This window comes from Planctomycetota bacterium (genome assembly GCA_016235865.1).
Taxonomy (GTDB): Bacteria; Planctomycetota; MHYJ01; order JACQXL01; family JACQXL01; genus JACRIK01.
Genome location: JACRIK010000001.1, coordinates 86602 through 110770 on the forward strand (window position 1 = coordinate 86602; position 24169 = coordinate 110770).

The 24169-nt window shown below is 48.9% G+C and carries 14 protein-coding genes; 3 read left to right on the top strand and 11 right to left on the bottom strand.

All coding sequences use genetic code 11. The features are described 5' to 3' along the window. Nucleotides 1-45 precede the first annotated feature (45 nt). Nucleotides 46-5244, top strand: coding sequence for a putative Ig domain-containing protein (locus tag HZA49_00335; protein ID MBI5777889.1), 5199 nt, complete (start codon nucleotides 46-48; stop codon nucleotides 5242-5244). A gap of 1494 nt (nucleotides 5245-6738) precedes the next feature. Here the strand turns inward: HZA49_00335 and HZA49_00340 are convergent. Together HZA49_00340 and HZA49_00345 are read right to left on the bottom strand one after the other, a co-directional pair. Continuing rightward, a complete protein-coding gene (locus HZA49_00340) occupies nucleotides 6739-7785 on the bottom strand; it encodes a hypothetical protein (GenBank protein ID MBI5777890.1) in 1047 nt (348 codons plus the stop codon). 57 nt (nucleotides 7786-7842) lie between these two features. Beyond that, a complete protein-coding gene (locus HZA49_00345; protein MBI5777891.1) occupies nucleotides 7843-12009 on the bottom strand; it encodes an Ig-like domain repeat protein in 4167 nt (1388 codons plus the stop codon). 256 nt (nucleotides 12010-12265) lie between these two features. Here HZA49_00345 and HZA49_00350 point away from each other — a divergent pair, with 256 nt between their 5' ends. Then, nucleotides 12266-12784, top strand: coding sequence for a hypothetical protein (locus HZA49_00350; protein MBI5777892.1), 519 nt, complete (start codon nucleotides 12266-12268; stop codon nucleotides 12782-12784). A 49-nt stretch (nucleotides 12785-12833) separates the two neighbouring features. On the opposite strand, the gene HZA49_00355 is transcribed toward HZA49_00350, so the two are convergent. Continuing rightward, nucleotides 12834-14009: a terpene cyclase/mutase family protein gene (locus tag HZA49_00355; protein ID MBI5777893.1), complete on the bottom strand. Its 1176-nt coding sequence runs from the start codon at nucleotides 14007-14009 to the stop codon at nucleotides 12834-12836. 73 nt (nucleotides 14010-14082) lie between these two features. Continuing rightward, nucleotides 14083-15105: a hypothetical protein gene (locus tag HZA49_00360; GenBank protein MBI5777894.1), complete on the bottom strand. Its 1023-nt coding sequence runs from the start codon at nucleotides 15103-15105 to the stop codon at nucleotides 14083-14085. 119 nt (nucleotides 15106-15224) lie between these two features. On the opposite strand from HZA49_00360, the gene HZA49_00365 reads away from it, so the two are divergent. Continuing rightward, nucleotides 15225-18002: a tetratricopeptide repeat protein gene (locus tag HZA49_00365; GenBank protein MBI5777895.1), complete on the top strand. Its 2778-nt coding sequence runs from the start codon at nucleotides 15225-15227 to the stop codon at nucleotides 18000-18002. A 2-nt stretch (nucleotides 18003-18004) separates the two neighbouring features. On the opposite strand, the gene HZA49_00370 is transcribed toward HZA49_00365, so the two are convergent. The 7 genes from HZA49_00370 to HZA49_00400 form a co-directional block, all read right to left on the bottom strand. Then, a complete protein-coding gene (locus HZA49_00370) occupies nucleotides 18005-18649 on the bottom strand; it encodes an HAD family hydrolase (GenBank protein ID MBI5777896.1) in 645 nt (214 codons plus the stop codon). 2 nt (nucleotides 18650-18651) lie between these two features. Then, nucleotides 18652-19779 carry a hypothetical protein gene (locus tag HZA49_00375; protein ID MBI5777897.1) on the bottom strand — a complete coding sequence of 376 codons (1128 nt, stop codon included), beginning with the start codon at nucleotides 19777-19779 and terminating at the stop codon, nucleotides 18652-18654. Between the two features lie 218 nt (nucleotides 19780-19997). Next, nucleotides 19998-20789: a hypothetical protein gene (locus HZA49_00380; protein MBI5777898.1), complete on the bottom strand. Its 792-nt coding sequence runs from the start codon at nucleotides 20787-20789 to the stop codon at nucleotides 19998-20000. Further along, nucleotides 20786-21616: a hypothetical protein gene (locus HZA49_00385; protein ID MBI5777899.1), complete on the bottom strand. Its 831-nt coding sequence runs from the start codon at nucleotides 21614-21616 to the stop codon at nucleotides 20786-20788. Before HZA49_00385 ends, HZA49_00380 begins: the two co-directional genes overlap by 4 nt. Before the next feature lie 2 nt (nucleotides 21617-21618). Continuing rightward, the gene (locus HZA49_00390; GenBank protein ID MBI5777900.1) at nucleotides 21619-22089 is read right to left on the bottom strand and encodes a hypothetical protein; all 471 of its coding nucleotides are present in this window, start codon (nucleotides 22087-22089) and stop codon (nucleotides 21619-21621) included. Nucleotides 22090-22316: 227 nt separating this feature from the next. Next, complete coding sequence (locus HZA49_00395) at nucleotides 22317-23513, bottom strand: hypothetical protein (GenBank protein MBI5777901.1); 1197 nt, start codon at nucleotides 23511-23513, stop codon at nucleotides 22317-22319. 51 nt (nucleotides 23514-23564) lie between these two features. Continuing rightward, the gene (locus tag HZA49_00400; protein MBI5777902.1) at nucleotides 23565-24167 is read right to left on the bottom strand and encodes a hypothetical protein; all 603 of its coding nucleotides are present in this window, start codon (nucleotides 24165-24167) and stop codon (nucleotides 23565-23567) included. Nucleotides 24168-24169 lie beyond the last annotated feature (2 nt).

A 24169-nucleotide genomic window follows, 5' to 3' on the forward strand; every position in this document is an offset into this window, starting at 1 on the left:
GAATAATCAGATACCAATAGCTTACTTTTACATAAAAACATATTTATGGCTAAGAGAAGGCCCATACTAAATCCGCTCTGGCTGGCAGTCGTGCTATCAGGTATAGCGCTGGTTGGCTGCGGCGGGGCGGCCGGGACCACGGCCGGGAGCAGCGGAACGCCGAACAGCGCGCCGGTATTAGCCGCGATAGGCAATAGAACCACTGCCGAGGGCTCGCTACTGACCTTTGCCATCTCGGCCAGCGACCCGGCCAGCCTGCCTCTGACCTTTGTGGCCAGCGGATTGCCCGCCGGGTCGGCTTTTTATCCGGTATCAAAGGTATTCGCCTGGACGCCCACCTACACCCAGGCCGGAAACTATAATGTCTTATTCCGGGTGACTAACGGCGTGAGCCTGAGCGACGAGGAAACCATTACTGTCACGGTCACGGATGTCAATGTCACACCGGTGGTGGCGGCTATCACTAATAAAACCGTGAGCGAGGGCTCATTGCTGATATTTGCGGTTTCCGGCAGCGATGCCGGCAATGACGTCCTGACCTATACCGCCGTAGGGATGCCTTCTGGTGCAAACCTGAATTCCTCCAATGGCACATTCACCTGGACACCAGACTATACCCAGTCCGGCGTTTATACCGGCGTCACCTTCAGGGCCACCGACCCGATCGGGCTATACGATGAGAAAGCCATAACCATTACCGTCAATAATACCAACCGCACGCCAACCTTATCCGGTATCGGCAATAAGGCCATATCGGAAACGGCGTTATTGACCTTCACTATTGCCGGCTCAGACCCTGATGGAGACGCGATTACTTATACGGCCACCGGCCTGCCCAGCGGCGCTGCCTTCACCAGTACCAGCGCCACATTCGCCTGGACGCCGTCTTACAGCCAATCCGGCAATTATACCAATGTCCGGTTCCGGGTCACCGATACCGGCGGCTTATATAATGAAGAGGCAATCAGCATCGCGGTAACCAATGTCAACCGGGCGCCGACCTTAAACGCCATCGGCAACAAGAGCGTAAACGAGGCAGCCGTGTTGTCATTTACTGTTTCCGGCTCAGACCCGGATGTGGAAACTCTGGCCTACTCGGCCATCAGCCTGCCGTCCGGGGCGAGTCTTAACCCGTCCAGCGGCGCGTTCTCCTGGACGCCGTCTTACATCCAATCCGGCAGTTATAATGTCACATTCCGGACCACCGACCCGGGCGGGCTGTATGCCACCGAGCCGATTACCATTACGGTCAATAATGTCAATCGGACTCCGACGCTGGCCGCCATCGGAAATAAAACAATCAGCGAGGCGTCGTTATTGTCGTTTACCATTTCCGGCTCAGACCCGGACACCGATGCGATTACCTATACGGCCGGAAATCTGCCCAGCGGGGCGGTATTTACCGCCACCTCGGGCGCGTTTGACTGGACCCCGAGCTATGACCAATCCGGTGTCTATCCCAATGTGGCGTTTACCGTTACCGATACCGGCGGATTATATACCACCGAGCCGATTACGATTACGGTAAACAATACCAACCGGACGCCTACCCTGAATCCGGTTGGGAATAAGAGCGTCAATGAAGGCGAGTTATTGACCTTTACCATATCCGGCTCAGACCCGGACGGCGGGGCGGTGACCTATACAGGTGTCGGCCTGCCCGCTGGCTCGGCCCTGGTTTCCGCCACCGGCGTATTCTCCTGGACCCCGACCTATCTCCAGGCCGGGACCTACAGCACGGTCAAATTCCGGGCCAATGATACCGGCGGGTTGTACGCCGAAGAAACCATCAGCATTTCAGTCACCGATGTCAATGTGGCGCCGGTCCTGGCGTCTATCGGCAACAAGACCGCCAATGAGGGCTCGGCATTGAATTTCACCGTATCGGCCACGGATGCCGGAGGCGATGCCCTGACATATACCGCTACCGGACTGCCCAGCGGCGCGGCTGTTAATCCCTCCAGCGGCGCATTCTCCTGGACCCCGGCCTATGACCAGGCCGGCGTCTATCCTGATATCAACTTCAAGGCAACTGATGCCGGCGGTTTATATGATGAGGAGGCCATCACCGTTACCGTTAATAATACCAACCGGGCGCCGACCCTGAATTACATCGGTAGCCAGAGCGTGAATGAAAACGTCTTGTTGGCCTTCACTATCTCTGGCATCGACCCGGATGGCGATGCCATCACCTATTCGGCCAGCAATCTGCCGTCCGGCTCGGTATTCACCGCCACCACCGGCGAATTTGCCTGGACCCCGACCTATCTCCAGGCCAACAGTTATAACGTCACCTTCCGGGCCACCGATACCCCGGGCCTGTCCGGCCAGGAAGTAGTTGCCATCACCGTCAATAACGTAAACCGCGCCTGCACCCTGAATCCGGTGGGCGATAAAACCACGGATGAAGGCGTGTTGTTATCATTCACTATCTCGGGAACCGACATCGATACCGATGACGTCCTGAGCTATAACGCGTTTAATATGCCGGCCGGGGCAACTATTAATGCCACCAGCGGGGTATTTACCTGGACTCCGACCTATCTCCAGGCAAATACCTATAATGTCACATTCAGGACAACTGACCCTTACGGCCTGTATGACGACGAGGCAATAACTATTACCGTCAATAATGTCCCGGCCTCTCCGACCGTTACCACCGAGCCGGCCACCGGCGTTGATATCAATATGGCCACCTTAAACGGCACGGTCAATCCCAATGAATTAGCGACTACGGCATATTTTGAATGGGGTATCAGCACGACATATGGAGCCACGACCACGGTCCAGGCATTGGGCAGTGGAACAACCATTCTTAATGTGGCTCAGGTGATTACCGGACTGGAGCATAACAGCATTTATTACTACCGGATGGTGGCTGACAACAGCGTCGGCACATCCTATGGAATTAATCGGACATTTACCACGGCTACAAATACTAATTGGGCCATGATTGTGGGCGGCGAGACGCACTCAATGGGTATCAAGAACGACGGCTCGCTCTGGGCCTGGGGTGATAATGCGGACGGCCAATTGGGTTTGAATGACACAGTCAGCCGGACTGTTCCAACACAAGTTGGCACCGGAACGTTTTGGGCCGAGGTGGCCTGCGGCAGCGGATTCACCATTGCCCGGAAGAATAATCATACACTCTGGGGCGCCGGGGATAATTCAGAAGGTCAGTTGGGTCTGGGCGCTATTACCGGAACATTAGTATTTATCCAGATTGGTTCTGATGGTAATTGGACCAGGATAACCGCCGGCGGCCAGTCGCATACCCTGGCGCTCAATAGCAGCGGCGAGCTTTATGCCTGGGGTGATAATGCCAAGGGCCAATTGGGACTGGGCGATTACACCAATAGAACCACGCCTCAGATAGTTACCACCACCCCGGTCAGTTCCATCGCGGCCGGTTATGACCATTCCATGGCCATTATGGCAGATGGTTCGCTCTATGCCTGGGGTGACAATTCCGGCGGCCAGTTAGGCACCGGTAGTCTGATAACCCAGACCGAACCAACGTTGATTACCACTACCGGCTGGATTGATGTGGCCGGCGGATACAAGCATACCGTGGCCATCAATACCAGCGGAGATATCTATGCCTGGGGTAATAATGACGAAGGTGAACTGGGCACCGGTGATTTGATAAGCCGGACTGAGCCGGCGTTTATCACCGCCAGCGGCTGGGCTGATATCTCGGTCGGCTACAAACACACCGTTGCCCTGAAGACTGACGGAACACTCTATTCCTGGGGCGATAATTCTGAAGGACAGTTGGGATTAGGCGATTTGGTAAGTAGAACCGACCCGACACTGATTACCGGTACGGGAATAATAACTTGGACCAAGACTTCAGCCGGATGGAGATTTACTGCCGGCATTGATAGTAATAATACGCTCTGGGCCTGGGGCGATAATGCTTTTGGGCAATTGGGCACCGGAAATACCTTTGACAAAAATATACCCGCTAGTTCCAACGACCTTCCAATCACGGCAACATGTTGGGCTAAATCATACGGCACCACTTTTGCGGAGTCTGGTGTTACGATACAACAGACATCTGATAACGGATATATATTGGCTGGATATGCAAATAATGCAAGCTCTAACAACCTGTTTGCTATGAAATTAGGCGGCAATTCCACTGTCGAATGGCAAAAAATATATACAGGCGCTCCTGGAGGAAATTATAATCTTATTAGGCAGGCTTCAGATGGTGGTTATATACTTGCTGGCCAGGTTAAAGTTGGTACTAATTATTATATGGATTCGTGGGTCGCAAAACTAAACAGTGACGGAACACTTGCCTGGCAGAAAGCATACGGAGCCAGCGAGGATAGGCGGCCTCGTGCAATTAGACAGACTTCTGATGGCGGTTATATTGTAGTGGGTGAAATGCCTATTAGCAATAGTGACGCTTGGATTATGAAACTTAACAGCAATGGGTCAATTGCCTGGCAAAGGAGTTATGGTACCAATGAAAGGGAAACATTCGAATCAATAGAGCAGACTTTAGATGGGGGATACATTGTTTCTGGATGTATAAACTTCAGCGATGCTTGGGTGTTAAGATTGAATAGTAGCGGGTCAATTATCTGGCAAAGACGATACAGTGGTACTCTTACATTTGGACGTTCAATAGTCCCAACATCTGATGGCGGATATATCTTGGGTATGGAGGCTGATGGCTGGATGTATGATTTTTGTGCGTTAAAATTAAATAGTGATGGAACGATTGCCTGGCAACGATATTATCGCGGTTTGGATCAGGATATGTTAGATTCAATTCGGCAGACATCGGATGGCGGATATATTATGGCTGGAAGCTCACGATCATTTGGACTTGGTACTGGTTTTGGCGGTGGACCGGATTATGACATCTGGCTTGTGAAAACTGATAGCAACGGTGCGATTATCTGGCAAAAGGCGTATGGAGGCACAAATGATGACGCTATGGTAAGTTGGGGCGCGTTTGATCAGACTTCAGATGGTGGATATGTTGCTACTGGTAGCACACTATCATTTGGATTAGGTGGTGGTTGGGGTGATATATGGGTCTTAAAGATTAGTAGTGACGGATCGCTTCCACTATTAGCTCGAGATACCAATGCAACGGTCTTAATCTCAGCATACACAATGACTACTACATCAGTTCCTGAAACAAGCAATACAGTAACTGATGTAAATACGTCTTTGGTGCCGACTGCGACTTCCATGACCATTAATCAGCAGTCACCATAATATTTAGAGATAAAGATACCTTTAATAAGTCTGCATATAGATAGTCTTTACTGATAGTATATCCTGTTTTCATCTCCCATATCTCCAATCCGAATAGGGCAGATAGATAATTCTCATCCCTACGCTAAATGGCACTATAGAGTATATCCACTTGCCTTACCGGATACGAGAGAGTGTCTGCCTATCTATTACCTCTAATCCACCTATCCCAGTTCTATAATTCAAGAGGGTACATCCAATACTAATACCGACCCGGTATGATTTAGCATCAGGGTATGTATTCCTAAATAATAGGGTATGTTAGATAAAGGCACAGAGTATGTCTCTCTTGTTAGCAGGATATGCAAGATAAAGGCATATGGTATGCTGGATGGGGGTATATACTACGTCTAATGTCTCTACAGCCGTATAGACCCGACCGTATGTCCTACCAGACCCTGCCCCATATGGTATGACTGGTGGCGTCTCGGGGTGATAGAGGGTAGGGGGGAGGGGGGGTGGGGGGTACTACCCCCCTGCCGCTTTGGATAATAGGGTATAGCGGTGTGGGTATTACCATAACCGGTTGGGAGTATTATGGTTAGGCATAGGGGCTAATACCCGATGGCTCAGAGGGTGTCAGGACTTACCGCTGGGGATACTACTGTCTGGGTTAGGGGATAATACCTCATCCGTCTGCCCCTGATACCCTGTCTGATTAGGGGTAATAAGATAACCGGCTGGTTCTAATAGTCCGCCAGGCCTGAGGTATCAGGATGTCAGGCCGGAGGTATTACCCTGTGCGGTCAGAGGTATATGGCTGTAGAGCCATAGAGCCGGGGGAGTCCCTACGGGAGGCAGTAGCACTAGGGTTTAGATACATACCATAAATGGAAATTCCGCATAGGATATAGTAACAGGGAATATATGCTATTTCTTTTAGAAACTACTTGTCAGTGGACAGAGGTATGGTTATATTATTATGGGGAGCAGAGAGGTGCTTTCCCAATATATGCCCGAGGGATTACTCAGAGATATGGGGCGTATCTCGGAGAATATAGGGCAGTGCATTAGAGTAATGGGGCTCGTTCTAACAAGAGCTTATGCGTGTGGATTAGAATGCGTATACTCCTGTTACTAAGAGCATAGACCATAAGTATCCTCTAACCCCCACACCAATACATTGGTGTGGGGGTTAAGCATGGCCTGGAATACCCCGGAAGAACATCTATATATTTGAGTAACAGGGTTGAGTTGGCTACATACTCATCTTGTCCGCCAGTGACTAAATGCGCACCGGGTACTTACAAAGATGGCGCAGATTAAATCCCCTCTAAAAAGCGGAGTCGCAACGGAGTCCCGATTATTTCGGGGAGGGGTAGGGGTGTGTTGCACCAAATCCGCTGCGACCCTTGCCAAGAGCGGGATAAACTCCGGGAGTCCGGTTAGGGATGCGGCTGAATTAGTCGGCGTATGCTCCTAACTGGACTCTCGCCGCGGCGGGAGCGGGTATAACTAGAATTTCAAGGCGGCCGTTATCTGGATAAAATGGTATCTGATGTCGGTTTCGTTGTTCCTGACTATGGTATAATTTACGTTCTTGTATTGGAATCCGAATGAGGTGACATCCGCGCCGGTGTTGTTCTGTTTGTAGTATCCGGCCCGCAGGGTCAGCCATCGGACCAATTTCCGTTCCACGCCGATGTGCCGCTCGCCATACGCCTCGGCTTCATCATTCAAGAGATTGCGCACGTCAAAAGCGACTTCCGTGTCATCATCCGGCCGGAATGACAGCCCGAGATTGGTGCTCCGGTCGACGATGCGTTCCATCGGCAGCAGGACATCCTTGGCGCCCGGGGTAAAATCAAAGTAGCTTAAGCCCAGCGAGAGTCTTTCCATTGGCGAATACATCGTTCCCATGGTGAGCGTGCCGGCCGAGGTATGCCCGCCATTTTCATATAAATGGTATAATCCGGCCGTGGCGCCGACTGAGAATTGGGGTGTTATCCTGGCCCTCATCCCGAGTTGGTATCCCAGGTTATCGAACACATCCATATCCCGGCTGGCGCGCTTGTTCTTGTCCAGGGTTTCGTAGGGCAGGACATCCTCCACCACATTAGCGGCAAAGACCAGCGTGCCGGCGTCATTTCTCAGGCTGCCGCTCTTGAAAAAGAAGGGCAGGGCGACCCCGAAACCTTCCATAGCCTGGTCCGTCATCGGGGTGGGGTATTCATTGCCCAATTCATCCACGCCGTCTCCTTCTATCATGCCTCCGAGGATCATGCCGCCTAAACCGGTGGCGACAAACGGCGCGGCCAGGAGATTGGTATGGACCCGGCCCGGCTGGTCAGGGTGCGGCGGCATCTGGATGCCGGCCGGATTCCAGAGCATGGATTCTGTTTTATAGGACACGCCCATATAGGCGCCGCCCATGCCCATGGACCGGGCCTTGAGCGTGGAAAGGAAGGTCAGGTCCGAATCCTGGCCTAATAACGGTGGAGCAATAGGAGCTAATATCAGGAGGGAGAATATAAACAAGCACACTGTCTTTTTTATACCCATATATATTATTCTATAAAACAATGAAGATATGTCAAGGTAATTGCGGGTGCGCGCTATTTAGCGGTTGGCACTATAATCTGCCTGAATCTCGGCGGCGCTGCGGGCATAGTTATAGATTTTGACTTCATCAATACGGCCTTGGAAGAAGGTTGACCTTAATATGGTGGAAGACGCCAGATGCCCACCGATGGCAATGTCAGCCATGCTCGCAGTCAGGTTAACCGGGGCATCTGTCCGTTCATCAATCTTTGTTCCATTGATATAAATCTTTCTGGTGCCGGTGGACTTGTCATAAACCGCGGTCATATGGTTCCAGCTATTAAGGGCTAAAATACCATTCTGCGTGGTAAATACATGGAATTGGCTATCCTGTTGATGGGCATCGTCCGATATGCCGAATACCAATCTGCCGGAAGAAGTACTTAAGGCATATGCGCGCTGGCCGGACCAATCACCGGTATCACCCCATTTTGTCAGGATATGACCATATCGATCAGTCGTCGGGAAAATCCAGGCGTCTACTGAAAAGCTCCCCTGTGGATTTAGCAAAGGGGAATTCGGGACACGGACATAATCATCCAGTCCATCAAAAGAGAGGCATCCGTTCGACCAGGTGGCGCCAGAGACCGTGCCGTGATGACCGTTGCCCGTACTGTCCATAGCCGTTGCGCCTGAGGTCTCATCAAACTTCCACCAGGCAATCGGTCCCGGGTTTGCGGCCGGAGCGGGTGACACAGATGCTATTATATATCCAAGCTGGACCCGGCCGATGTATTCCTTGTAGCCGGCTTTTTCCGTTGCAGGCAGGGACAAGCTAAAATAGAGATATTCGGTTCCATCCGTGTCCTTGAAATAATGGGGACTGCTTATCCCCAATATATCGCTTCTCAACTGGGTCTTGTTTAGTATCTGCTCCCGGCCGGTCCAGTTTATTCCGTCCGCGCTGGTCGCCCGGTAGATGACGCTGTCCGGGCCGGAAGCAGCGGTATAATACATGGTATAAGTCCCGTCCGATTCCTTGATGACATCCGGGGTCAAGACATTCTCTTCCGAAGTGCCCGGGACGCGGGCCAAGGCGAGTTGTTTATTGGTCCAGGTGATGCCATCAATACTTGAGGCCCGGGTGATATTAGACGGCCCGCCGACTCCGACCCGGGGGCGCTGGTTGACGCCATACCACATTGAGTAGGCGCCGTTTGCTTCTTTGACCAGTGACGGCTGGCTGGTGCAGTAGTCGTCATAATTTGAAAGGTTGCCGCTTCCGGTCAGCACGGTTTTCTCATTGGCCCAGTTAATGCCATCGGCGCTGGTCAGATGGGTAATATAGTAAGACCAGTCGCCGCCGATCCAGGTATAATAATCCGCTTGCCACATCCGGTAAGACCCGTTTTCCTTCATTACCCAGGGGTCGGTGGCCAGGCGATAGTCGTTCAGCACGGTGCCGTTGACGTGGACGCGCTGGCGGTTGGACCAGTTCGTGCCGTCCGCGCTTTCGGCATATCCGATGGAGCCGTCGTTCTGGTAGTAAGAACCGGCCCACCAGTAATTGTTTCCCCGATACCACATTTTGTAGATTCCGTTCTCTTTCAGGAGACAGGGCTTTCCCACGCCGTCTATTTCCCAGCCGGTGGCGGTCGGACTGAGAACTATCTGGAACGGGACCTGGGCGCCGGGCGCCGGTAAGGTGGTCGCTACAGCCATATTGCTGTATGCCGAGGTATTCCCGGTCGCATCATAGGCCGCCACGGTATAGTTGTAAGTCGTGGCAGAAGTTAATCCGGTGTCTGAGTAGTTAGTAGCATAGAGCGTAGAGCATAGAGCGCCGTTACGATAAACCTTATAGCCAACCACAGCAACATTATCTGTTGGGGCGTTCCAAATAATATCTATCTGATTAGAACTTACGGTTGTTGCGATAAGCCCGGTCGGTATGCTGGGCGCTGAGGTATCAGGCGGGGTCAAGGTGGTGGCGCTGGCCAGGTTACTATGTGCTGAAATATTTCCAGCCGCATCATAGGCCGCTACGGCATAACTATAGGTGGTGGATGGGAATAATCCGGCATCGCTATATGAAGCCGCGCCCACAGAGATAATATAGGTTCCGTTGCGGTAGACCTTATAGCCGCCCATAGCGAGATTATCAGTCGAGGCGCTCCAGGTCAGATTTATCTGCGAGGTTGACACGGCTAAGGCATTAAGGCCGGTCGGGACAGAAGGCGGAGTGGTATCAGGCGGGGTCAAGGTGATGGCGCTGGCCAGGTTACTATGTGCGGAAACATTTCCGGCCGCGTCATAGGCCGCTACGGTATAACTATAAGTTGTTGAGGCGGCCAGGCCGGCATCGCTATAGGTTATAGAGAGGACAGAAGCGATAAATGCTCCGTTACGGTAAATCCTATAACCGGCCACGCCGACATTATCAGTCGAGACCTTCCAGAAGAGATTAATATGGGAGACGGATATGGGTGCGGCAACCAATCCGGCCGGTACGCTGGGCGGAGCAGTGTCCGGAGGCGGCCAGGTGTTTGCGCTAACCGGACTGCATTGAGCTGAGGTATTGCCGGCGGCATCGTAGGCCGCCACGCTATAACTATAGGTGGTTGAGGCGGCCAGGCCGGTGTTGCTATAGGAGGTGGCGCTAAGCTGAAGGAGTAAAGCGCCGTTGCGGTAGACTTTGTAGCCAGCCACGCCGACATTATCAGTAGAGGATTTCCAAGCCAGGTTTATCTGGTTGTGGGAGACCGCAACGGCAGTAAGGCTGACCGGGACAGTCGGCGCGGTGATATCAGGTGGAGCCAATGTGGTTGCGGCTGCAATGTTACTGAATGCGGAAATATTTCCAGCCGCATCATAGGCCGCGACGGTATAACTATAGGTGGTAGATGGCGCTAATCTGACATTAATATATGAAGCTGCAGCAACAGATGTAATACAGGTTGCGTTCCGATATATCTTATAGCCGACCACGCCAACATTATCCTTAGAGGGGTTCCAGGCCAGATTTATCTGGTTTGGGGAAACCGCAACGGCAGTAAGGCTGACCGGGGTAGTCGGCGCGGTGATATCAGGTGGAGCCAATGTGGTTGCGGTGGCCATGTTACTGAATGCGGAAACATTTCCAGCCGCATCATAGGCCGCCACGGTATACCTATAACCGGTTGAGGCAGCTAGGCCGGTGTCGCTGTAAGAGTAAATAGATGAAATGGTAGAGATGAGAGCGCCATTACGGTAGAGCTTATATCCGGTAACGCCGACATTGTCGGTGGAAGCATTCCATGAGAGATTTATCTGGCTGGGACTGACGGCAGTAGCAGCCAACCCTATCGGCACACTTGGCGGGGTTGTATCTGGCAGAGTCAGGGTGGTGGCCGTGGCAGTAACACTCGGATTTGAGAAATTCCCGGCCGCATCATAGGCCCTAACAAAATAGCAATAAGCCGTGCTGGGCGCCAATCCGGTGTCGGTATAGGACGTATCAGCTACTGCCTCCAGATAATCATCGCAATCATTACGATAAACCCGATAGCCGTTCACCGCGACATTGTCAGCAGCTGTATTCCAGGTTAATCTGATTTCACAGGAACTTGTGGCGGTGGCTACGAGACCGTCGGGAGTACCGGGTGCGGTTTTGTCTGTTTTGACCCTAACCCAGCAGAAAGGCCTGATGCCGGTGAGTTTGGCCGGATTTTCCTCGTCCGGTCCGATATATCCGGCCTTGGGACCATCCTCATGCACCTTGCCTTTCTTATCCGGCAGGACAATCACCCAGTGGCCATCAATAAACTCCATCAGTTTAATGTCGGTATTGGAGAGTTCTTCGGCCCGGACATTGTCCGGCAGGATGACGTAGCAATCAGCTTCCTTGCCGTTATTAAAATCCGCTTTGTCATTATGTTTGGGCTTGAGATTAGCGCCACCCAGGAATTCACAGCCGTCGGGTAGGGCCTCTGGCAGGTCATCACTATGGCGGAATGGTATAAAGTCAATTTCAGTATCATTATCAACGGCCTGGGCCGGGACATCTATTTCTTGGCCGGGCGTGGAGTGGTTATCCTTGACGGTGTTATGTGAATTTGCCTTGATGATTAGCACGCTGCTGCTGCCACTGTCTGTCTCGTCGGTAAGATTACAGCCATTACCATTAAAGCCTAAAGACAGGGCAGAGGCCAGGAAGGCCAGCAGCCCCAGGCGCCACCCTCTAATCAGGTACCGCTTGGCAATCATATTGCTTTCGCTCCATATATATGAATGTTTGAGACACCCTAAAAACTGCACGGCATTGCCAAATACTCGAGAACATCAGAGTTGCTGCATCTATGAATCTAATGATAATGTAACCTTTCTCTAAGTAAAAACAAGCAAAATCTGATATTTTTATCATAAATCAAAGCCATTAGTTTTCCCAATATATTAGACAACGATGGAGGCTGAATTTGCGATTAGATTTGTAAAATTATGTAAATAATGACATACTATAAGCATGCTGTTGTTATGCAAGAAGTGCGCCTATCCGAACCTACCGACCGGTAATACCTGCGGCCGGTGCGGCAACGTGATCCAATCGCCTGATGAGCTGGCTAAGAGTATTCATGCCTGGAACGGCCTGCCGGCCCAGGTGAGAACTGAATTTGAGCAGAAATACCAGTCAGCTCAAGAACGGTATACCAACCGACCCATAATTCAGAAAGCGAGACGGTGGAAAGACGCGCTTCTGGGAGGCGTTGCCTTGGGCGTAGTGGGCCTTATTCATGGTCCGCTTATTATTATTGATTTTGTGGTGGGCGCCTTTATGGGATTAGTGCTGAATATTACCGGCGGCGGGTCTTCAACAGGTTCATTTCTTTTTGGCTTCGGTTATTTTATCTCCTTTATACTCAAGGCAATGATGGGTTTTTTCTGGGGTAATCTTATTACATTGTTGTTTGGTTCCGTTGTTGGTATCTGCGCCGGGTATCTTGTCGGCATGTCTTTGGATATTAAGCGCGTTGACGATGTTTAGGCTTATGACCAGGGGCTGATATCATTTTTTACCGAGCCGGTTTTTGGTTTCAAGGGTTAGGAGATTTATCGCCGTAGTATAGACCCGTCCGACTTCGGCGCTCCAGCGCATCCCAGCTGCCGCAGGCGCAGGTGTTCTTTTTCGTCTTCTGGTTTTTTGCCAGCACTTCCGTGGTTGTTTTATTCCATTGACCCCAGCAAGGGCCTTGGGGGCCATCATACTTATATAAACAGGAGGAACCATAAAACCAGTAATAGTAATCAATTGTGCCCGTTTTCGATGCCCACTTGGGCTGAGAGGCCGTAACTATTTTGACGCCTTTTTCTATCGTGGTAGTGGTAGCGCCTTTTTCTAAGAACAGGCGAACTAATACGCCTATGGCCGTAAGAGAGGGCTGGATAACGATTTCCCTCGGGTCTTCGTAACCAAATATGGCCACACTGCCGAGTGAAGTATAGCCGACCTTGCCATACTTGGGTTCAGTTATCTTGTTAAAGAAAGATTTGATGCCGCTAAAAGCCGAGGGTGGGACGGCAATACCAGCGGATTCCGCGGTCTTCAGGGCCATAAATACCCAGCCGGTGACTGACGAGTCACTTTCACCGTCCTTGGGCTGATAGCGCCAGCCTTTGCCCGGGTTCTGGGCCTCGATTATACATTTGACGGCTTTTTCCAGCGGTTCCTTGTAGATGTTATCTTCGGTTAGATAATAAATATCAGCCAGGGCATAGGTAGCAATGGCCTGATTATACATGAATTTATAGCCCGGTTTGATGCCGCCGAAGGCGCCGTCCGAGAGCTGAGTATCAATAAGATTATCGGCGGCCTTGCGAGTAACGCCGCCGAAACTGATGCCATTATGGATTTCTTTATCATCCGGCGTATATCCGGCGCCGGTAAAAGCCAGTAAGGCCAGGCCAGTGAGGCCGATGTCATAATACTCATCGCCGGTGCCGGTGCATTGGGAATCCTCGCATTGGTTTCTGAATAATTTGGCGCTCCAGGCGCCGTCCGGAGTCTGATGCCGGGCCAGCCAGCCAAGTCCCCGGGTAACCATTTCATCGGTCTGAATATTTCTCTTTTTGTTAACCGACCTGGGCGGCGGGGTTGCCTTTTTGTTGTCGTCCGTTTCTTGCGGGAATACCATGGGTATAAATAGAGTGGCAAAGGCGATGATGAGGCAGGACATATATGAACGGTTTTTAGGCGATCTAAGGCATTTCATGGGTTTGTTACCTCCATTATTTGAGTTTAGCAAATGCCTTTAAGACTGTCAAGTGTAAATCAGACTGTGAGAATTATTTCATCGCCTTGAGTTCGGAGAGTTTCTTTTTGAGCGCGCCCTGGAGCCGCTTGCTGATTTTGGGGGTATCGTCCCAGTATTTCTTGAGGTAAGTAATAGCCGCATCAATCTTACCGTCGTTAACCATGGGTTTGATCTCGGCCATTAAATCATTGTATGCCTTAGTGTCTTCCTCTTCCTGCTTGGCGGCAACTTTAGTTTCAATATCCTTCAATTCCGAATCCGCCTTACTGAAGAGTTGGCTGAACTCGGCGTAATTATTCCTGAAACCGGTGAGCTCCTTAATCAGGTCTTCATACTGATCCGGCGGGGTATTGCTCTTTTTTTCCATCAGGTTGGCTAACTTTCCCTTGCCTTCTTTTTCCAGTTCTATCTTCTGTTCAATCCCTTTAATAGACTTTTCGGTATTCTCCACGTTCTTTTTTACCTCAGGTATCTCGCATTCCCTAAATTCTTTAATAAATGCCCCGATCTTTTCCAGCGCCGTGGCATAATCCTTGGCGCCCAGGAGCTCAATTATTTCCTTGCTTTTCTTGGCTACATCCTCGACTGTTTGCTTATCTCTCGCGGCCACGCTGTTGCTGTGCATCACATAGACAACTGCCAGAATTACCAACAGAACCGCGCCGCCGATATAGATGTACTTCCGGTTTTCCTTGGCCATAATACCGCCTTTTATAGCGCCCATTTCAGCCTCTTCGTTTTCCTCAGACTTTCTGGTTGGTATTTTGCCTCTTTTGAGCGGCACGGATGCCTTGGATGCGGGGACTCTTGAACCGGAGATTCTTGAAGGGGCGGGTGTCGGTTTTGGTCCAGCCTTAACCGGTAGTTTTACTTGTGGTCTGGCCTGAGGTCTGGGAGGCGGCGGTGACTGATACTTAATAGGTTCTTCGCCGGCCGGCACGATATTTATTGTACTGCATTTCTGGCACTTAAATTTAGCGCCCGGCGCCATACTGGAGACATTATACTGTGTCCCACAAGAGGCACAGGCAACAATAACATCCGTGTTCGGCATACATACTCCATTAGTGCAATAAAACACGTGGAGGATATAGTATAGATATAATGTATGTCAAGTAATAAAAGAAATAATTAGTGTTTGACATCCACCAGTATTGTATATATAATTTTAACATGGAGCAAAAACCATTGGCTGGAGATGGAATTAATGTTGTTTCGGGCGCCAATGCCCTGAGCAGTCCGTCACCGCAAAGGATCCTGCCGGAGTACCTGACCGGTAAATTCGGCAATTATCAGATTGAAGGAAAGATAGGTCAGGGCGGGATGGGGGTAATCTATCTGGCTACGGATTTAACCCTGAACCGCAAGGTGGCGCTCAAGATTCTGCTACCGCAGGACGAGGAGTCGCTCAAACGATTCATCGGCGAGGCGCAGGCCGCAGCTAAACTCAAACATCCGAATATTACGCAAATCCATGAGGTCGGAACTGTTGAGGGTCTCCACTACTTTACGATGGACCTGATTAGCGGCAGCGCTCTGGATGATTTCACCGAAGAAGGTCATTCTAAACTAACACCCCGTGAGATTGCCGAGGCCATACGGGAGATTGCTCTGGCTTTGGACTATGCACACAGCCAGGGAATTATCCACCGCGATATAAAACCGTCAAATATACTGATAGACCAGGAGGGAAGGGCTTATCTGACTGATTTCGGGCTGGCCAAGGAAATCAATAAACTGGACCGTTCGCTGACTGTTACCGGCACGATTATCGGCACGCCGGAATTCATGTCGCCGGAACAGGCTAAAAGCGATAAGAAAAAACTTGATGGGCGCAGCGACATATTTTCTCTGGGTACCACATTTTATTATGCCTTGACTGGCCAATCGCCTTTTAAGGCGGCTGATTTTTACGATGAATTAAGTAATGTGCTGAATAAAGACCCGGCCCGGCCAGCCAAGATTATGCCCAATCTTAATCGTGACCTTGAAACCATCTGCATGAAGTGCCTGGAAAAGGAACCATCGCAACGTTACCAAAGTGCCAGGGAATTGGCAGATGATATCAAGCGTTTCCTGGACGGGGAGGTTATTACGGCGCGTCCAACCGGGTTGCTTACCAGATTTATCAGAAAAGCGCGGAAGAATAAGATTGCAGTTGCAGCCGTGGGGCTGGCCGCGGCTCTGGTTATAGCCGTGGCTATTGTTATGATTCTTTTCTGGGCTCAAGCACAGTCCAGAAATAAGGCTGAAATGATCTTGAATCAGATAAAATTAGGCAACCTCAGCCCAGATGAACGAATTACCATCGCTCAAAATGCCTTAGAGATTGACCCCCGTTTTGGGCAGGCATACGAGATTATAGGAGAATCCTATTATGATAAAAAAAGGGCCGAGAAGGCATATGAGGCGTTTACTAAGGCGATCGAGCTGAATCCGATATCGTCTTTTTCCTATTACCGGCGGGGTTGTATAGTGGAAAAGATTTTAAAGAAGCCGAAGGATGCCATTTCGGATTATAAAAAGGTAATTGAACTCGCCCCGGACAGCGATATCGGATACGTCGCCCACGGGATTGTGGCTTTTGGGCAGCAGCAATATGATGAGGCCTTCAATGATTTCAACCGGGCAATAAAATTAAATCCAAAGGGCATAGAAGGTTATAATCGACGAGCGATGGTTTATCTGCACCGAATGCAGAGAGATAAAGCCCTGGCCGATTGGGGAAAAGCCATAGAGATTAATCCCCGGGACGATATGACCTACCGGGCGCGGGGTTTTTTTTACTATATGATGAAAGATTTTTCCCGGGCCTTGGCCGATTTCGATAAGGCCATCGAATACAATGATACAGATGCTGACCTTTTTCATGAGCGAGGCTTTACGCACCGGGAAAATAATGAACCGGATTTGGCCCTGGCGGATTTTGCCCAGGCACTAAAGCTTGAACCCAGGCAGGGCATGTTTTACCATGACCGTGGCATTACCTATAGGATTAAAAAGCAATACGATAAAGCGCTTGATGATTTTAGCATGGCGATTAGACTTGACCCTAACTATCTCGAGTCCTATGTGGAACGCGGCAATACCTTCCTAAGGAAAAAGGAATTAGACCTGGCACTGGCTGATTTTAGCACGGCGATAAAGATCGAACCGAAAAATCCGGATTTATACAGTTTCCGCGGCATTGCTTTAGGAGAAAAGGGCGACTACAATACGGCGCTGTCAGATTTTAATACGGCCCTTCAGCTTAATCCGGGTAACGCTCTTTACTATCATAACCGCGGCATTGTCTATGAGCGTATAAATATGCCCGACTTAGCGCTGGCTGATTTCGACATGGCAATAGGGATGGACCAAAACATTGATACGGCCTATTCCTGGCGGGCGATAGTTCATTACAAGAAAGGCCATATTGAATCTGCCTTAGCTGATTGTAATAGCGCCATAAAACTTAATCCTAGAAATGAACGGGCTTATTTTTGCCGTGCCTCGGTTTACAGGGATAGGGGGAATCTTACACAGGCATTAGCTGATTTCAGCAAGGTACTAGAGCTTGCCCCTAATGATGCTTCAATCTATTACTACCGCGGAACTGTTTATTACCTGAAAAAACAGTTTGATATGGCAATCAGCGATTTTACCAAAGCCACTGAAATCACGACGGACAAAGCCGACCTGGCAACCGCTTATGACTATCGCGGTCGGTGCTATTTTAAAATAAAAGATTTTGACCGGGCGATTCGAGATTACAATAAAGCAATAGAATTGAATGACAAGATGGCAATATATTATTATGACCGGGCTATGGTTTATGACGATAAAAAAGATTACAAAAATGCAGTTTCAGACGGGGAAAAATTCCTGCAATTGGATACATCAGCGCAACATAAAGATATGCGTGAGTTGGTCAAGGAATGGAAGAAATTGATCCCAAAAGAGGATAGATAGTCTTAAATATAATCCGGAAAGTTGCTGAGCCGAGCAATGACTACGGTCGGGCAGGCTTTGGCTAAATCTTCCTTGCTGGTAGTGCCGCTGGGAACCGCATATACCCTGATATCGGCGTTATGCGCGGTCTGGATATCTATGCAAGAGTCGCCCACCAGAACGGCATTTTGCTTAAGTACGCCCATTTTTTCTATTGCCAGACAAACCATTTCCGGATCTGGTTTATTGCGTGAGACATCGCCTTCACCGATAATAGCGCTGAAAAGATGGCCGACCTGCAGATGTTCCAAGATAGCCCTGGAAAATCTGCCTAATTTATTAGTGGCAACCGATAATTTTATTCCGCGAGTATGGAGTTCAATCAGAACTTCTTTGACATCAGGCAAGAGGCGGGTATGGGTTTTGAACACCTCTTCATATTTCCGGCGGAATAGTACTACGGCCTGCGGGACTTTCTCTTTTCCAAGGAGCTCCGTGAAGATGTGTTGCAAACTATACCCAACCTGATTTTTAACTTCGTCGCAAGATAGCGGCTTAAGACCCATCTGGTGATAGGCATATTGGAATCCAAGATAAATCGCTTCGTATGAGTCAACAAGGGTGCCGTCCAAGTCGAAGATGACACCCTTTATCTGCGTGTCACTCAATATTATTTAACCTCAAACTCTCCATAAGCAACCGGATCAGCATCGTGGGTTTTCAGATAAATGGTGACCAGATATTTGCCCTGGTCCCATTTACCCGGCGGCTTCAGATAGATGTAGTTCCGGGGCGCATCCGGCGTCAACGGCAGGGCATTCCAGTAGACAATCTTCATTGTATATGTATTGGACCACTTTATAATAGCCTTGTCTAATTTCGCCAGCGGGCCCCTATTTTCAAAGCAGGCAAATATCACTTTGGCATCGGCAGTAAACATGTTGGTCGGCGAAATCGGGCTGTTATCGGACTGATTAACCTGGATGGAGAATGACAGCATATTCTCGCCTTTTGGCTTGAAGTCATAAGCGGCTTTCCTGAGTATATTGACCACATCGGCTGGCTTACGGTCTCTATAGGTTTCTTCGGTAACAGCCAATCCAAAATACTCCTCTATCTTTTGTTTTAGATACTCCTGTGGCATCACGTTCAGAACGGTTTCTATCACGCTGTCCGGGATAACGCGGATAATGTCCAATATTTCGTTAGGCGAGGTTTCATTGAGAACCTTGTCCATTTCTTTAGGTGATGTGATGTCCACGCCTTCTATTTTAAATGGGCCGGATTCCTTTTCTCCTGGTTTATATACCTTGACCAGAGACGCTTCCGGAGTCGCGGTGACGGGTTTTTCCGGCTTCGGCATTAATTTAAGTGTGTGTTCCCGTGCGACAGAACCGTTATCGTAATACTGGCGGATAATTGTTTCCTTTTCTGTGATGTTGACTACAGTCCAGCGGCCGTAATTTTGGGAGTGCAGGAAATTACCTTCCTGACACATTTGTTCCTGATTTGTCAGGATATTCGTGATAAAGGCTGATTTGAACTGAGGGAGAATAACCGCATTGGTCATCTGGAATTCCAGGTTCATCGGTTCCTCTTTACCAACCAAAGCTGTGGCAGTAGCGGTAGCCGGTTCAATCGGCTTTGGTGCAGCACTTTGTTCGTGAGGTTGTAGCTGTCCCGGTTGCGATGAGGTTTGCTTGCCCTGGAATTGCGGGTAGTATTGATAGGAAGTAAAGACAGCAATGACTCCGAGTAGAATAATTGCAACTGCGCTGATAACAATAATTTTCTTCATATATTTCTCCTGTCAATCAGTTTTTACCCGCGAAAGATAAAAAGGTTGTATGTATATTTATAAGAAATTATACTTATGTTAACCCCGTTAGAAATAGGTCGTCCCGTCGAATCGGGATGACCGTGTTATTAAAATCATCCTCCGCACGTAAACCATTATTAAAATGAATCCATCGATAAATATTAAATCAAATACTTCTAACGGGGTCAAGGAATTTATTAGCTCTGGCTTTCCGGGTTGGCAGGGGTGCGCTTACGCAGCAGTTCCCAGAGAGTAATGATAATAGCTACGACAAAGAAGAGCACGATAGGGGCGTAGTAATAATCGCCGGTTTTGGACCAGTTGACCAGCTTGGTCAGCCGTCCGATAGCCAGCGATTCACGGGCCATTACGGTGTAGCCGAAGGCCGCGCCGAAAGCAATCATCATGTAATATATACCGGTCCGGGCGACACCCTTGATAACCCCTTTGTGCTCTACCGAGAAGAAGAAATAAATCAGGACGGCTAAGACGCCGATGAGGATTATTATTGTGTTGGCAGTCTGGAGTAAAGTAATATCCTTTCCCCAGAGCGGTTGAAGCGTCGGGATTATCTGTTTGAATATCGTGGCCGATATGGCATTGGGTATAATCATTCCAGAGCCGGCGCCGATAATAAATGCAAAGGAATAGCGGGACAGCCAGCCAATCTTAGATGAAAATCGCGTCAGCATAAAGACGCCCAAGACCAGCGGAATAATCAGCCAGAAGGTTTCGTATGGCTCCAACTGCGTATCCAGTTTGTAATTGAGTGTGTGCAGCGTTACCCGTTTTAACGGCAGGATTAAGTCGGGCCAGACCACGACGTACCAGGCGTAGCATAATCCGTATCCGGCGCTTAATCCAACATAGATGTATTCGCCCAATTTAAATAGGGGGTTGTCTTTGTAAAGGAAACTGTACATCATCAGGGTGAACCCGACAGCCAGCCAGACCTCAATGACCTGCAATGTGAAGATTGTTTCTATCATACTTTTGGTTTTCTGCGCGACAGGAAATAAGCTGCATTTCCGATAATTATCAATAGAATAATTAAAGAATGAACTACGGTCTGAGGTTTCATGCTTTCCGTGGCTGTTCCTCTATGCTGGATTAATGCCTCGTATTGTGAGGCGGCCCCTAATCCGCCCACCAATCCCAGGAGTTGCCCTGATTGCAGGTAGGGATAATAATCTGTGGCCATGACGCCGGTGCATCCGGCGCCTAAAGGCATCTTACCTTTTTCCTTGCCGAAGATAATCCACGTATCAACCGCATTGCCGGCTGAAATGCACATCGCATATTTTATATCCCTGAGTGATTTGACCCCTTTAAGAACCGGTAAATCTTTAGTCTTGTTGCCTTTGTGGTCTTCCGGGTAAGTGAAAGAAATATCCTGGCTTATATTTAATATAACAGAACTTACGCCTGGCTTATAGGGCATTATGGCAAAATCAATCCCTTCCTGTTTGTTAAATTCTTTGGAGGTCTTAATGAAGATGTCGCTCATAGTGCCGTAGGCGGACGGGCCCCAGATAGTCATCCCGACAACCCTCAGATTTTGTCTGAATCCGTGGCGCAATACTGCGGTAGCTATCGGTCTTAATTCTTCATCGGATGAAGGGTCAAAATCAAGCGAGAGGATTATGGGCGAGCCGGCCGGTAGTTTCTCTATATGGTCATAGATGCTTTTTACCACCTTTGACGAGGTGTCGGGAAGTTTTATATTTTCCTTTATAATAACAGGAATAATAATGGCTAAGGCAACCAGGATGAAAATTAGCCAGCGCGTCATATTGAAATTCATTTCTTTAGTCATAATTAATCCTTGCCGCCGCCTAAGTAAGACCGTTCAATGCCGAAGATAATCCTTAATGAAAAAGCTATGGAGCCCATAGCAATACCGAAAAGAAGCGCCCGTTTTGCCGCAGTAGTCGGCACAGTAAAGAGCCAGACCATAATATCCGGAATACCCTGCCAGAGCATTTGGCCTAAAGGCGTTTGACCTAACATAATAATCACGGCGGCCACCAATAGCAGAGTGGCCTCTATGCTGCGCGCCCTGAAAGTCCTGAAAGCGGCTGAGGCGATAAAGAATCCGATAATTGAAAACATCGTGGCTGAAAGCGGCGTGATACCGTGTTTGAAAACCCAGTCCAGAAGCCCACCTTCTCCTATTCCGCTGATTAAATACCATTTCGGCGCTTCTGATGGCGCTGTCCCAGGGCTGAACCAGCCAATCACCGACGGTAAAAATCCGGACGCGACGCTGATTATAAATGCTGTAAACATTATTACGCTAAACCCCCAGCCTGGAACCCCGCGACGAATCTGCACAGAATGGAAATGCAGTAAACTCCAGATACCTAAAAGCAACGAAATACCCCCGATAATCATTATCCATTTGTTAACCCAGAGAAGGAAGTATTGCGACCATTGATGGGGGACAAAATACTGGACAATAAAGAGCATCCCCATTATAAATGCGATAGCTAACGGCAACTGTCGTCTGAGCATAGTTAAAACGTTCTAAACAGATTAGTTAAAAAAGCAATTCCGGAAGTGCTTAAGCCGGAGCCGACGAGTAATATCAAGATAATGAGGCCCTTGCTTACATCCTGTCCTTTCAGCGATCCTAATTGGAGCGGTTCTCTTGACAAATAGGCGGAAGAAGCATATAGCTCCTCGCCCATTAAGGTATAATCGCAGGTGGTGATAAAGAAAGGTAATTGTGTAATAGAATCGGTCCCGGCAATCTGCATAGCTCCGGTAGCAGCTCCGGTTTCAGCCAGAAGTAATGCCTCGGCATAGTAATACCCCATATAAATATTAGCCGCCGGTTTATGTCGCATCATCATTCCTTCTACCGCCGCCGCATAGGCGAACTGGTCATTGGTAACAAAGAAGATATTATCTTGCTTAAAGGCATCAGGTCGGCCGGCTTCTACATACGCTTCTTTTACTACTTCCTGGCAGACCGACATTACGATGGGGTCATAGCAGGGGACCATTATCTGCGAATCGTAGTTAGCCACCTTACGGGCAACTTTACCTAAAATGCTGGTCGAGGCAATTGTGGAAAGCGAGTCCATGCCGTGCAGTCCGTTCAGATAGAGAATCGGCTTGCCCATTTCAGTTGCCCGTCCGATGGTTTCTTCTATAGCATCCAAACCCGGGATGCGCCTGATAAAAAGATTGGGGTTATTACGGGCCGCCCTGATAAAGAACATTATAAGGCCCGAGAAGAATATGACGCAAATCAGTATGTTGACCTTTGACGTATCAAACCAGTTGCCTTTGGGAGTAGCCGAAACAACCGCTGGGAACTCTATGGTATTAGAATTGTCTGTTATTGTCAGATTGAAATATGTAGTAGTCGTGGCTGGAACTTCATAGAAATGCCACAGTTTATTGTTTTCGCTTAAACCAAAGTATTGCGGAAAATCCGATTTGTATGAGGTGGTGGAAAGAATTGGGTCCGACTGTGTCCAGGGACCATCCGGTGATGGGCTGGTGGAAATGATATATTTTACGCCTTCGCGGTCATTTTCTGATACCTTCCAGGTCAAGCCAATACTACCGCTTGCATCATTAGGCGTATCAAAGGCGGTAAATTCTTCTGGCGGGGTTAAGGATTGTCTGTCCTGAGCTAAAACCGGTAAAGAACAAACAATTACTAAAACCGTTAACCCTGCAATTAACAACTTTGGGTTCATAATGCCGGATTTTATAACAGACATAGTGAATGTGGTCAAGGAAATATCTTATTACTTTATTAGTGGTATCCAGTCCTGAAAAAGGAATTCCAGTCGCCCGATTAGTAGCGAGATACGGGCCATAACTGTGTAGCCAAACGAGGCCCCGAAACCGACCATTATAAACAAAATGCCTATTTTGCTAACCGAACTAACAATCCCCTTATGTTCACTCGAGAAGAAGAAATAAATCATAACGCAAAGCACACCGACTACAATAAGGATGCTGTTAATATCGGTCATCGGCAACATAGTACCTTGTAGTTGTTTTAGCATACTGGCCTGGATTATTAATGGTAGGTTAATGCCAGTGGAAATCCCCAGAACAAAAGCAATAGTGATCCGGCTGAGCCAGTCATATTTCTGAAAGAATCTGGAAAACATCAGGCATCCAATAAGCGCCGGAAAAATTAACACCCAATCGCCTTCATGAAAAATGGGGTTTATTAATCTTGGCAATACTATCTGGTAATAACTTATTACTATAGAGTAACCTACCGAAACTCCAACGAAAAGATGTTCGGCTGCCTTGTAAAGAGGATTGTCTTTATATAAGAATGAATATATGGCTAAGGTCAAAAGAGCCGCTATCCAAACATAGATATCTGATGACATAT